Raw genomic sequence first — 14,442 nt, 5'->3', positions numbered from 1 at the left:
TTATATCTCTTATAAATTCAATGGTCTATCAGCGAATATATTCATTCGCTGGCGCTTTTCATGTAACGTTTTTAACAAAAATCCCCGCACACGATTGATCTCATGCGCAGGGATAGTTTTTACGATAATAATTCAACAGATCAAAGTATTACCTATTTTAAGATCCACATCAGTTGATTGATTTCATCTTTTCCACCATATTGATTCGCCAATGCCGCATCAATATTACTTCCATTATAATTATATTCACTTGCAGGATAACGCCAGCGGATTGGGATTTTGGTCGGATCATCAGCATTTAAACTTGATGCTGGATTTATTTTCCATTTCGGATATCCTGTACGACGGTAATCATAGTAGGGATTTATCCTTCCTTGTAAAAAACTGGCCAAATATTTTTGTGTCATGATCGCTTCTATCTGTGCTTCTTTGCTAACAGGGAACTGATTTCCATAAGCTGTTATAGCATTGGCGATATAAGTCGCATCCATTGGCATATTATGGGTGTATTGTGTAATATTGGGTGTATTATCTGCAATAAATTTCATTGAAGCTTCAATTCCCTTTTTATACCAGTTGACAGCGGACTCTGCTATCCAACCTCGTGAGCTTGCTTCAGCGATTATGAAACATAAATGTGCATATGAAAATTGCTGTGTAGGCTCTCCACTTACCAACTCTGTATATCGGTCATTTAATTTGGAATAGTCATTCTTCTTTTTTAAATCTGCGATATCACCAAAAGCCAAGGAAGGATCAATTCCCACATAAGCATCAAATTCATTCATCTGTTTTCCACTGCTAATCTGTAAAGCTGAAGGATTTGCATAAAAAAACAAACGTCTGTCTTGATACTGTTTCAAACGGTCTATAATTTCGGTTGAGACAACTGGATAAATCACAAAGCTATTACTGATTTTATAAAAAGGATAGGTTTGTCCGCTTTTGTCAGATCGAATCAATTGAAAATTATCAGCATTACCAGTAAAAATCGGCTTGTTTGATAAAATTGACTGAAAACGTCCCTTTATATTTAAGTCTGTATCTGATTCTTTTTTACTCAATTGAATCAAAACATTTAAGGCAAAACTATTCACCAACTTTCTCCATTTAGTGACATCACCACCGTACATGGGATCCCCAGCAAATTTTGCTCCGCTTGCAAACAACTGATCCGCCTTTTCCAGTTCGTCCAATATGCCGAGAAAAACCTCTTTTTGGCTATCATATTTTGGAAAGTAAAGTTTATCCGATTCACCTTTTAGTGCTTCTTTGTAGGGTATATCTCCCACACTCATTGTTGCTTCGTAAAATTTAACTGCCCTTGCAAAATACATCAATCCATTGTATGCGTTTGCCAAGACATCTGTTGCTGCATATTGGCCCATAAAATGAGCATCATTAATTGCATTCATTGATATGGCCCCCTCGCCAAATCCGTTGTATTGAAATCCTTCTACCAATTCAGTCCAGGCGATCTCTTTCGTTAACAGATATGGTTGCATAAAGGACTTTTGGCTAGGTTGGTTAGCCAAATTTAGAATAATTCGTGTAGCCAACATCGAAGAATTGACTTGCACAGGTGTTTCTGGATTTGTATTTATCTCGTCAAATTTAGAACAACTCGTAGACGAGATCAACGCTCCAATCGCTATATATATACCCAATTTTTTCATTTTCATCTTAATTTCGGTAATCATTAGAAAGTAACATTTAGATTAAAGCCTATGTAACGCATTGACGGTGAGTTTAAATCCTCCGATCCAACATCAGGGTCCGAAAAACGATACTCCTTTGTCCATAGTAAAAGATTCTGTCCTGTAACACCTACACTAGCACGTTTCGCTTTAAATTTCGATGCGATCCGCTCAGGCACACGATAGTTAAGTGATAATTCTCGAAGTTTAATAAATGTTTCATCCCAATAATTTTGTCGACCAGAATACCCAGACTTCCAGTAAGTTTCATAAGAAACAACTTTATCATTAGGTGCAAAAACTCGTGTATCTTCGGCAATTTGTCCATACTTATCATAAGTAACTGCACCAGAAACAATTTTTACACCGGGAGCAACGAAAGTTCGATTTCCATTGACAACTTCTTCGTACCGATACGAATTATCCGAATCTGGGTGTGCACCAGTCTGCCATAAACGCGCATTCATCCCCGAATAGGACATTCCCTTAATCCGCCCATCAAGGCTTAAAGACAGGGAGAAATCTTTATAACGAAATTGATTTGTCAATCCTCCAAACCATTTAGGTGCTGTATAACCAAATAACTGAGCCGCATACTTTGCAGATATAGGCATCCCGGAGGCATTGTTCACAATTTGTCCATCGGGAGATCGTTCCCAGTCCTTAACGGTAATATAATCGGTACGAGCGCCTTCTTTCACATATAGGGCATCAGCGGAATAGGTAGGATCGAGTTTATGGAAGTACTCTAAGTTTTGAGATATATTTAGGATAATATCCCATTGAAAATTCTCTTTTTTTATAGCTGTAGTTCCTAAAGTGATCTCATGACCTTTCGTCATTTTTTCCTCTTGCGTATTAATCAATCGTGATGTGTAACCAGATGATCCTGATATCGTTGCATATGTTGTAACATTGTGCAATAGCCGAAAATAACGAGTATAATTACCGTAAAAACGATTCTTCAATACAGCAAAATCAAAACCAAATTCCGTCAAATCACGCTGTGTTGGCGATATCGAATAGTCTTTAATTGAATTGGGATAAGAAGCTGTTGGTAATCCATCCCATACATTGTTACTAATAGAAAAGGCCTGGTTAATTTCATAGGGAGAGGGTACGGTTTTCGTTATTGCCCAAGAACCACGTACCTTAAACATATCGAGCCAAGTTGGTTTCGATGCGAGGAGATCACTCACAACTACACTACTAGAAAAGGAAGGATAAAAATACGAACGATGTGCTTTAGATAATGCCGACGACCAATCGTTACGCCCAGTTGCCTCGACAAAGACGGCATTTCGCCATGACAAAGATAGACGACCATATACACTATTCACCATTTCTTTTGTCTTACTTTCCACTGCAGATACAGGATCAATTGAATTACGCAATGAGTAAAATCCAGGAATCGATAAACCATTCACTGTTGAGGCAGTTATTGTATTATCGCGTCGATAAAAGATAGCTCCACCCAGCAAACCGTCAAAGCCAAAGTCACCGATCTTTTTCTTTGCGGTAAAGATTGCATCATTTGTTGTGCTAAAACCATCTTGATTTTGAGTCCAATACTTGCCTTTACTATCAAAGCCAGCGTAACCGCCACGTGTACCGTAAATGCCCATTGGATTACGTTGTTCTCTCTTCTGTCCATAGTAATCGTAACCAGAGCGTACCATAAGCTTTCCCCAATCCGAAACCTTATAGTTCAATGTTAGGGCAGCATTAATCTTATTGACCGATTCGGGAGTAACTTTTTCATATGCTGTCAAATAAGGATTATCATACCAAGCTTTATACATCCAATTTTGCGATTGATCTTTGATCAGCCAATAGTCTTTATAGTCCGACAGATTATATTCCGGACCAGTCCATACTAGAATATTATAGATATATCCTTGATCATTATATCCAGCTCCGAAGTTACTTGTTGCCGAACGCCGATTATAAGCCAATCTTGTTTCGATATCGACACGGTCGCTTATTTTTGTCTGTCCAGCAACAGACATATTGGTCATGTTTAACTTCTGATTAGGATACTGTCCCTTATTATAAATATGGTTTATTGACGTACGAATACTCCCATGTTCACCCTGATTCGTAAAGCTGATAGAATTGTTGGAAATAAAACCCGGTTCGAGGAAATTTTTAAAATTGTCCTTCCCTCTGGACAACAATTCCATATCTTCCAATTGTTTTGTCAATGGGTTCCATTGTTTGGCAGTACGCCCGATATCCAACTTATCTCCCCAAACATAATCGTCATTATTGAATTTCCCGCCTTCACCTGATGAGTAACCATGTTGTACCTCTGGAAGAGCTAAATATCCAGAAAAAAACATATTGTTACTATTTACAGCAATTTCGGTTCCTTTTTCAGCAAGCCCCTTTTTTGTGGTAATCATAATTGCTCCTCCAGCTCCCATACTTCCATATAAGGCTGTGGCAGTGGCTCCTTTCAGAACAGTCATATCTTCTATATTGTCCACGGGGACATCACGTAATGTCAGATTTTCATATGCCACACCATCTATAACCAAAATAGGCGTCAGTCCTCTAACCTGAATCTGTGGAGTGCTATTAAATTCGGTACTGTTCAGAACCCTAACCCCAGAGACACGCCCCGTCAGTGTTGTTCCGACATCAACCCCCTTTACACGAGTTAAATCATCACCTTTGATACTCTGTGTCGCGTAACCGAGTGCCTTTTGCTCTCGCTTAATACCCAAGGCTGTTACAACCACTTCCTCCAAAGACTCTGATGATTTCGACAATTTAATTAATCCAGCTCCAGCAACGGTGACTTCCTTTGTTTCATAACCGATATAAGAAATGAGTAAGACTCCAGCGCTTGATATTCCTTGTAATCTAAAATTACCGTCTTCATTACTTGTCGCCGTTGCGGATCCCCCTTTCACACGAATGGTAACACCAGCAATAGGCTGGCCCGTTTCCTGATCCACAACTTTACCATGAATTTCTTTTTGAGTATCCACAGAAATAACAACTCCAACTTTTTCGTCGCCATTAATCCGTTTAGAAACAACATAAAGTTTGTCATCAATTTTTTTTACCTCAAGATTTCCATTTGAAATCGTCTGTATGAACTGGACAATCTGATCTTTTTTGAGATGACCAATGTCAGCTCGCTCATTAATCTTCTGATTAGATATTGACGCATCATAACCAAATTTAACATTGAATTTCTGCTCCATTCGCGTAAGGATTTTTCCTATCCCTTCACTTGCAGAAAATTGGGCGGCCATGCTTTGAAGTGCTAAAGACTGAAATAGCAGTGCTCCTCCCATAAGTTTTAAATAGTAATTGGTTCTTTTCATAAATTACTTTTTATGGATAATTGTTTGATTAAATGCGGTATTGAGAATTTTCAAAGATTTTTCAAGATCGTTTGCAGGCAGATAACCTGTAAAACTTTCTGTTTGAAAGGAATCAATCAATTCCAAATTATATGTTGGATAGAGATTATTGAGGTCCCCTACAATCTGCGAAAGTGGGACTTGATTGAATGATAAAAAGTCACTTTTCCAATTGGAAGCTGTCATGGTATCAATCGCAATTACATTGAATTGCTTATGATGCATATCATAATCTACTTGTTGGCCAGGAAGGATAATAGAATGTTGTTGGTCATGTTTAACCTGAACTTTCCCATGATTTAAAACCAAACGTGTCTGTTGGGGAGAACATGTCAGATTGAATGCAGTCCCTAAAACCCGTACATCAAAATCACCTGAATTGACTATGACAAAAGCCTTGTGGGGATTCTTAGCAACCTCAAAAAAAGCCTCACCCGACAATTTTACTTTTCTCAGGCTATCCGTCTCAAAATCAGACATTACTACAACACGGGCCCCTTGACGCAAGGAGATTTTCGTACCATCCTCTAAAACAACACGTTTGACAAATTTAGTCGGGTTATAATATTGAATCGCCACGAAGTTTAGATCTTTTGGTACCGGATTAAAAACAAGTGAGAACAAAAAGGCAAAACCAACTAGCAACATCGTCGCTGCAATACCCATTAGCGTCCTTGACCGTCTCCAAATAGGTCTCACCTTAGATTTTAATTCAGCCCCCGTAATCGCATAAAAAATATCATCTGATATAGAATTATCTAAATCAAAGGTACTATCATCCAACGCGATTATCTCCTCCAAATCGGGCAAATCATCTTTATCGCAAGAAGTCAGTAAATCTAAAAATATAGTGTTTTCCTGTGGGGTTAATTCCCCCAGTAAGTATTTTCGGTATAGTGCAGCTAGTTTGGGATCCATCATCTTTGCCATCATTTAAATACATATACGTATCTAAAAGACGATAAGACGACGCTACACTAAAAAATAGTTAAGAAGATCAACAGGGCTGTTGAAATCTCAAAATTATCCAGGATATATTGACGTACAAACTTGTTTCCCTTGACCAATTGATCGCGGACTGTATTGACAGAAATGCCCAAGCGGTCGGCAATTTCCTGATTATCCAAAAATTCTTCTTTACTCAAAAGGAATATTTCTAGGCGAGCCTTAGGAAGCTTTTCAATTGCCTCACGATAGACGCGTTCCAAGTCTTTAAAACGGATGGATTCTTCATTTGAATTGTCCACTTGTTTGGAACCATCAATTCTATCAAGTTTAAATTGAACCCGTACTTTCTGCTTCCTTAATTCGTCAAATACAAGATTCTTAGCAATTGTGTATAAATAAGACTGAGGATTCTTATTTCCATCTAATTCTCCCCACTTTTTCCAGATACGAGAAAATGCTTCCTGAACCAAATCGGCGGAAGTATCTTCTTCTTTCAGATGTAACAAGGCATATTTATACACCTTATCTTTATAAGACAAAAAGAAATTTTTAAAATCCGGAATGTTGTTATTTTCAATAGGCATCCTTCATCACTTATAATTGACCCTACAAGTTTAGGTAGAATTTTCCAAAATATCTGAATGAATGTACATCATAAATCAAAGCTTGTTCTCTCCTGATATGGATACAACAATTTAGCTACAATTAGTTTACATTAAATTAAACTTCAGAATAGCTCCTTCCAGATGGATTGTTAAAAGCAATTTTGCAAGGTCAATAAAAAATCCCATTGTAGATTCCAATGGGATTAAAAAATTATATGCGTTTAATAGAAAGCTATTATTTTATGAGCGGAAAGGGTCCTAAAAAGTAACTCCCCCTTTTATAGAAACGCAGGAAAAAATCCAGTATAGGCTCTTCTAATGGGAAGAAGAATTGTTTATCTACCTCCGTTTTGAATAAGTTAGCATAGTACTTTGGCAATTCGCTAGGAAAAAAATCTTCTACCAAAAGATTCAAGAAATAACGCGCATAAGGCACATCTGCTTCAGTTCCCTTTTCTTCCTTTTCAATAAAAGGATTATGTTTCAATGGGAAAAATTCTTCTATTCCGCCAAATACCTCTAATCCTGTCTTTGGATTGAAGAAAACGGTTACTTTAGCATCTGCTGTAAGTTCCAAATTCGATTCTGGCAGTGGCGATTCCTCCTTGCTTGGATATTTTTGCTGATATCTTTGAAAGAATTCATTTGCAAATTCTTTTACTTCCCGTCCCTCCATAAAAGCTACAGCAGCCTTTTGCTCAGACTGGAATAATTCCCCCATATCTTTCAATTGCTTTTCTGTTTTTTTCAGGCTCTTGTCCTTGCCGTTCATCGCTTCAATACGGTAAGTCATTTCATATTGTTCTGGTAGATCAAAATTCACTTCTTCCGGATTGACCACTGTCATAATTCCTGACAAATTCCAAGCATCTTTCCAAGGAACGATTTCCATATAAAAAGATAATATGGCAGAAGGCTCCGCAAATTCCTGAATCGAATCTTTGTAAATCTTGAATGCTGTTTTTGTGCCAATATGTTTTACATGGACAAACTGTTCATCTGTCTTTACGTATTCAAAAAAACTATGGATGCGATTACCCAGCGTTCTGACAGAGCTATACAAACCATGTTCCTTACCCACCACCTCTGCAGCAAATTCGGAAGATTTAAGGGCAAATAAATGTAGCCTATAATTGTTAAAATGATTATCACGAACACGATAAATCATTTGTTGCAATTGAGCTTGATCATGTTGATATCTTCCCAATTCCGCCACCTGCATCAAGTGGTTAAGATTGGTGTTATATTCTCCCGCTGTCAGGTAGTTTGTTGCGACAAGTTTTTCGATAAAGTTACGAACATCAAAATAATTCGCATTTTCATCTAATGAATATTCTGATTTTAATTTTGGGTTTTCAGGTGCCACTTCATAATGTTCCTCCAAAATAGCATAGGTTAGATCTGTGACCAATTGTATCAAACGCCCCTGAGGATCAATAAACAAGTGTGGATTCCGTTCACTAAAAAATAACCAGGTCAATACAGCGACATCTTCGTTATTGATATCTTCAGGATAGTAATCCGTCAGATTATTATCCCTGTAGAAAGGCAAAAACTGGTTGTATAGTTCTTTGTGGATGGTCCTAAAAGCAGCAAATATCCCTGTATTGGCAATCACATCCTCTAGATAACAGGTGAGATAAATACTCAATGTTTTTAATGCGTCAGTGTGAATGAGGTCATTTGTCTCTGGCTCTTCAAACCACAATGTCGATAGACTATCGTTGATCTGATTAGCAACCTTTAAATAATAACTATCTATATCGTTTGCTTTCTGGTAAGTATGGTGTGCAATCCAATCTTGAATAAAAATTTTGTTTCCTCTCATATGAAAAATGCTAAATCCAAAAGTAGCCAAATTTTCGAAATTTCCATGATTGCAAAATACAAGCATAGACGAAAATAATTTAGATATTCTTTCTGGCCAACAAAAGACAAAACTGCCGTAGATAAATTAACTCAATGAGGATAAAGGACCGCCTAACAGAAACAAAAAGAGATGCCTGATGGGCATCTCCGTATCGCAAATTTTATCTTTTCTTTATCCAGCAGCGATTACGTTATCATTGCTCTCCAAATGATCCTGAAGTGTCGGATTCAAAATATTACATGTTTTTAATAGATCACGGACCGGATATTTTGCAACGATCTCCTCCAATGCGGCAAGGTGGCGACTGTGATGTACATCTGTTCCTACAAAATCATACATGCCCGATTTAATCATTGTCAAGGCCGCAGATTTCACCTCAACGCCATAATATCTACTGATAGAAAGAAGGTTCAATTGTAGCATACAGCCAGCGTCTTTGATCTGTTTGTACATATTGAAATTATAGTGGTAGTAATTATACCGTTCCGGATGTGCTAATATTGGCTGGTAGCCCAGTCTTTGTATATCTAAAATAGTTTGAAATAAAGCTTTGGATTCCTGTAGATAGGACATCTCTATAAGCACATACCCCCCTGGCATAACACAAAGCTCGTTCGTATCGATCAGCCTCGCAATGCCATCATCTATCATATGTTCAGCAGCATGATAGATCCCAGGACTGTTCGGAAGTTGTTTTATTCCGTTTACTAATTTATCTTTGGCATCCTCAATTGTTCGGATTGTATTCGGATGCACACCCTCCATAATATGTGGAGTACAAATAAATTTTTCAAATCCCATTCTTCCCAAGCCTTTCAACAAATCAATAGATTGTTCAATGGACTGGCTTCCATCATCTATTCCAGGAAGGATATGATTGTGCATATCCACCTCTAAAAAAGCAAGTGTACCTACAACCTTTATCTTTGACTCTTGAGTTTTGTTTCCAAATAGTTTTGAAAATAGCCCCATATTATATAAAGTATAAATCGTTTAGTTATCTTTTTATTGTATAAACAATAAACCACAAAAATACCAAATCAGTCCAAAAGAGCGTAACATTAGGTTAACATTATAAAAATATAACCATAATATTACAAACTTTGCATCAAACAATCGGGTTATAAAATTGTTTGATGCTCAGTTCAATACCTTCTTATTTACTGATCTCCCGAAGGATCTGATCAATCATATAACCGATAGCACCTTCTTTTGTCTCTGGCAGTTTTGTTGATATTTCGGCTTCCATACGGTTGCCCACAATTCCCTTCGAAGTGATTGCTGTGCTACCATATTGATTCAATTGCGCCACAGTTTGCTCCCATTGTTTTCCGGGACTTACGCCCATCTCTTTTAACATCGAGGGCAATTTTTGCAAATCAATCGCAGCAGACATTTTGTTTTGCTTCATCAACTTAATAAAATCTTTATTTGCAGAGCCAGCCGTTTTATTTTGACGGATATCATGCAAAGACAAAGAATCATTACTTACCATCACCAAATCATCTTTCAGAAGAACATACATTGGAAAATCTAACCCTTTTTTGGATGAGAATGCATAGATGCCATCCTGTATTTTACCAAAGGTTTTAGCTACTGCAAGATCTAATCCTTTTCTAAACAAACGCTGATCTTTTGATGTAAACATCCAGATAAAGACAGGTAGAGTTTCGTCCTTTGTCTTCTTTACCTCCGTTGCATTATAATCATCGTCATAACTATAATCAATATATTCCTTTCTGAACTTGCGTAAACCATTCACCACAAATAGATGATCCCCCGGCATTACTTGGGCAATTGCTTTCTCATCCAATGCAACTTCAAGTGCCATTAATCCCCATTCAACCAAGTCTTGCTGAGGACCTAATAATCCGCTATAATATTTTGCTGTATAACTAGGCATATCTCGCAAATAGGCTTCTGAATTAATATTAACGTTAAAGAACCCAAGTGTTTTATCAGTCAGATATTTATTGAATTTTCCATTTGGTTTTCTTGCATATAATCGCTTGGACATTTCAGCAAGATCCCGATCCAATCCCACAGAGCCTCTTAATCGCAATACATTTCCATCCTGCAACAAATCCAGCATTCCGTCCTGATATCCGGTTTTAAATTTATCCATATTAATCCCCATATAGAGATAAGGAATGGTTTTATAAGGTATAAGACCACGATAGAGTTCCTCGACATGTGGTACATATAGGCGGATCAATCCTAAGTTTTTGAGAACTTTTTCCTGATCTGAAACTGAAAGAGGCTTATAGGAAGCAGATAGCAAACGTGTCGCTTCTCCCATCAACCACTTATCACGAAGCGCATTGCGTATAGAATCATTTTTTCTATTTTGATTCTCGTATTCTGTATAAAGCGAATCGTAATAACTTGGATCATGCATTTCCACTGCTTCAGTAGCGTCAACAGCAATATCAACAGCATCCACCTGCGCTACAACAGTATCTGGAACACTCTCTACAATTACCGGGGGAGACAGTGGCTCCAGTACCTTTTCATCTTCGTCCCACGCCACCACTGCTGCCGTCGCCGAATCCACTACCGCAGTTGTAGAATCCAGTTCGGGAGAATATGCGTCAGCCGCAGGTGCCATGTATGCAACTTTCTTTATCCCATACCGATTAGCAACAGAGTCGTTTTCGAAAAAAGTTGTACTCATTGTCGACGAAATAAAGCGTGCCACACGGTCATTGTAAACCAACACACTCCCAGCCTTCATCCCTATGCTTGAATATCCATTGGCAAAAGGTTTAGATTCACCGACATCATGTAACAGTTTTTCGAATTGCCCTTTATCAGACAAAGGAAATATAAACTCGAGAAAACTCACGCTGTCTGTCTTTCTGTTATAGAAATAGGAGGTTTGTGACAAATCGATACCCAAGTTTTTGATATCATTCCCCACTGAAGCACCTGATTTTTCAATTTGCTTGAACAGACCAGCTTTCTGAAGCAACTCATTCAACTTGTTTGCATTCGCCTTCTGAACAATTTCCTTCACATTGAATGCTGCAATAACTTCAGCATCTTCTGGAATGAGCTTGACTAAATCTTGTGACTTCACAGTCTCCATCAAAGAGAGACATGCTAGCCCAGTCAATAAAATTTTTGATTTCATATAGGTTATTTTGTTAGTGTGATTTTATTTGCCAATGTAGACTTACCATAAACCAAGTCCATAAACGGTAATTTTAATAGCACGCCCTTCTTATTGCCCGCAACTTTAGCTTTGCTATTGTCCTGAGCCACTATCGCTTTTTCAAAACGCACAATCTGTGTATAAAAAGCATCCGAAAACTGTGTTGTATTATCGCTTCCCAACTGATTAAATTTAGTCTTCCAGTTGCTCGAGGCGACAAATTTACGTTCAAAAACGTTGGTCTGAGCGTTATAATAGTATCTATTTGAATTTGATATCTTTGTCTTAAACCGATTAGCCAATATATCCGAAAAAGCATTTAACGACTCGATCTGACTAAAGTCACAGGATATATTTACAATAAAATTTGTGAAATCCGTTTGATACTGAACATTGGAGATACCCTTTGTTTGCTTGAGTAGCTGAACTGCCGCCTTGATTTCCTTTTCCATCTCGGCCTGCGTTGGTATCTGTATCCCTTTTATGCTTTTCATCTTCATCAAAGACGATACCTTTGTTTTACTTTTACTCAGGTTCAATGTTGCCGCAATATGTCCCGAACCATTGGGTTTAAGGTCAATCTGTTCAACAAAGTCAAAACAACTGGACAATGTAAAAGTCATCAACAATGCACATATAACCACATAAAACCTATTCAACGGTTCTTTTAATTTAAAAACTCTCTTCATTTCTTTTCGGTACCGATTAATAAATTATCAAATCAATATATGTTCGGGCATTAACAGCAAACATTGTGCTATTTTCGTCACTTTAGGAAAATTTTAAAAAAAAGCGATATCCAAGAACATGTTTAGCGCCCATCCTTCCACCTATTTAAAATAGTTTTCTTCCTTAAAAGTATTCAATACCCACAATAAATATATCTAAAAATCAAATAGATGCATTATCAAAGCATTTGCTTGCACAAAAAGGCATATTTATGCCCGGATAATTCAACTTTTCTTAGGTACTTTTGCCCCTCTTTGCGAACAAACACTAACGATCAATATGATTTACAAGTCCAGGACTGTTCCACAGCATACAATGTGGCGAATAGTTTATTTTATGATTACGTTGCTTACCCTTAATTCATGTGAAAAAAATGAGTCCAGAATAGAGCAAGCTGCATTACAATTTACACCTACAATTGTTGGCCAAATTAACACCAAAGCTACTGGGACTTCTTGGGACAAAGGCGACCAAATTGGCGTTTATATGATCAAATCAGGCCAGCGATTAACATCAACCTCAATTGTGAATGCTGTCAACAATCATGTATTCGCAATTAATGGTTCATTATTTCAAAGCAAATCACCTATCTTTTTACCAAATGAACAGGTGGATTTCATTGCATATTATCCTTATAAATCCATTACTGATTTTCAATATCTCATCGATCTGAGTGATCAGTCAAACCAGTCAGCATTGGATTTCATGTATGCCAGCAATGCAGAAAATATAAATAAAACCAACAATACCGTCCCACTCAATTTTGTAAGACAATTGAGCAAGATTGCGATTCATCTTTCCATTACCAATACAGCGGGTTTAGAAGCCAATCAGATTGTCGTCAGTATACCTTCGGTACACACACAAGGGGGATTTGATCTCTCAACTGGAAAACTGAATGTTAACCTTACTGAAAAGAAAGATATACAAGGAAAAGTTTCGGCCAATACCAGCCAAACAGCTATCGTGGAATTCTTTCTCCTTCCCGGAGAGGATATTACCGGAAAGGCTATTAAATTTATTGCTCCTAATGGCGATAGTTATACATGGACAACACCACAACATCAAAATCTGAAAAACCTAATTGGTGGAAATCGTTACAGTTTTGACATCAAAATAGACAATGGTAAACCAAATGGCGGGATCGGCGATTCACAAGCCTATCTGGAAATCCCCAAAATGAGCAATTTGAACAATGATGAAGTGTTCATACAGCACTTTCTTCCTGATGCAAGCACACAGAGAAACTATGCAATGTTGTATGATAAAAAGCTAAAAATGGCTTACTGGGTAGCTTATCCATTATATAATAGCATTTTAGGCTCTGGCAATCGTACAGATGCTTGGGGATATGATCCTTCTATATCAACAGCATTCCAACCAAATCTATTTAAAGGGTTTCAACCAACGGGCTATGACAGAGGTCATCAGCTACCTAGTGCTGACCGCAACCTGAATATTACCCACAATAAAACAACATTTTATTTTACCAATATGACGGCACAGGCATCCCGTCTCAATCAGGGTCTTTGGGCAAACCTGGAAACAAAGGTCAGGACCTGGACCGCACAATGTGACACCATGTATGTGGTAACGGGAGCAATGCCCACGACAGATACCGATAATCTGCTCGACTTTGCACAGGACAACGACAGAAAAGATATCGCAAAACCAAAATACTATTTCAAAGCACTAGCCATGAAGAAAGGGAACGAATACTATACGATCGCCTATAAAATAGACAACACAACTCCGCCTTCAGGAAGCACTTTTAATAATTATAAACTAACAGTAAGCGATCTGGAAAAAGTAACCGGATTTACATTTTTTCCAGATTTAGACAACACGAAAAAAGAAAGTATCAACACCAATATCTGGAAATAATTCATCGTCGGCTTAATTGAATTATTTTATTCCGATTAAGACAGTAGCTCAAGGCTTGATAAGCCTTAAAATACCAAGATCTCCACAGTAAAAAGACAAGGCACAATTCATTGTGTCTTGTCTTTTTATTTACCGGTATAGCCGCGATGCGTCAAAAAACTTGACATTCTTGTAAAAA

Annotated in this window: 9 protein-coding genes; 1 reads left to right on the top strand and 8 read right to left on the bottom strand. The window is 37.6% G+C overall.

Features of this window, described 5'->3' with window-relative positions; genetic code table 11:
- Positions 1-152: 152 nt before the first annotated feature.
- The 8 genes from M2408_RS21720 to M2408_RS21685 form a co-directional block, all read right to left on the bottom strand.
- Complete coding sequence (locus M2408_RS21720) at positions 153-1,682, bottom strand: SusD/RagB family nutrient-binding outer membrane lipoprotein (RefSeq protein ID WP_259186586.1); 1,530 nt, start codon at positions 1,680-1,682, stop codon at positions 153-155.
- A gap of 17 nt (positions 1,683-1,699) precedes the next feature.
- Positions 1,700-5,035, bottom strand: a complete 3,336-nt coding sequence (locus tag M2408_RS21715) for a SusC/RagA family TonB-linked outer membrane protein (protein ID WP_259186585.1) — start codon at positions 5,033-5,035, stop codon at positions 1,700-1,702.
- Positions 5,036-5,038: 3 nt separating this feature from the next.
- Positions 5,039-5,995: a FecR family protein gene (locus M2408_RS21710; protein ID WP_259186584.1), complete on the bottom strand. Its 957-nt coding sequence runs from the start codon at positions 5,993-5,995 to the stop codon at positions 5,039-5,041.
- Between the two features lie 56 nt (positions 5,996-6,051).
- Positions 6,052-6,606 (bottom strand): RNA polymerase sigma factor, encoded by a 555-nt coding sequence (locus M2408_RS21705; protein ID WP_259186582.1) that lies wholly within the window; start codon positions 6,604-6,606, stop codon positions 6,052-6,054.
- 256 nt (positions 6,607-6,862) lie between these two features.
- Positions 6,863-8,455, bottom strand: a complete 1,593-nt coding sequence (locus M2408_RS21700) for a DUF3843 family protein (protein WP_259186579.1) — start codon at positions 8,453-8,455, stop codon at positions 6,863-6,865.
- Between the two features lie 213 nt (positions 8,456-8,668).
- Positions 8,669-9,469, bottom strand: a complete 801-nt coding sequence (locus tag M2408_RS21695) for a tyrosine-protein phosphatase (protein WP_259186578.1) — start codon at positions 9,467-9,469, stop codon at positions 8,669-8,671.
- Positions 9,470-9,653: 184 nt separating this feature from the next.
- Positions 9,654-11,630 carry a DUF4836 family protein gene (locus M2408_RS21690; protein ID WP_259186576.1) on the bottom strand — a complete coding sequence of 659 codons (1,977 nt, stop codon included), beginning with the start codon at positions 11,628-11,630 and terminating at the stop codon, positions 9,654-9,656.
- A gap of 5 nt (positions 11,631-11,635) precedes the next feature.
- Positions 11,636-12,340 (bottom strand): hypothetical protein, encoded by a 705-nt coding sequence (locus M2408_RS21685; protein ID WP_259186573.1) that lies wholly within the window; start codon positions 12,338-12,340, stop codon positions 11,636-11,638.
- A gap of 376 nt (positions 12,341-12,716) precedes the next feature.
- Between M2408_RS21685 and M2408_RS21680 the strand changes: the two genes are divergently transcribed.
- Positions 12,717-14,264 (top strand): DNA/RNA non-specific endonuclease, encoded by a 1,548-nt coding sequence (locus M2408_RS21680; protein WP_259186572.1) that lies wholly within the window; start codon positions 12,717-12,719, stop codon positions 14,262-14,264.
- Positions 14,265-14,442: the final 178 nt, after the last annotated feature.

The organism is Sphingobacterium sp. BIGb0165, from assembly GCF_024810095.1.
Classification (GTDB): Bacteria; Bacteroidota; Bacteroidia; order Sphingobacteriales; family Sphingobacteriaceae; genus Sphingobacterium; species Sphingobacterium detergens.
The sequence above is the reverse complement of the archived record's forward strand: the minus strand, read 5'-3'. Positions and strand labels throughout refer to the sequence as shown.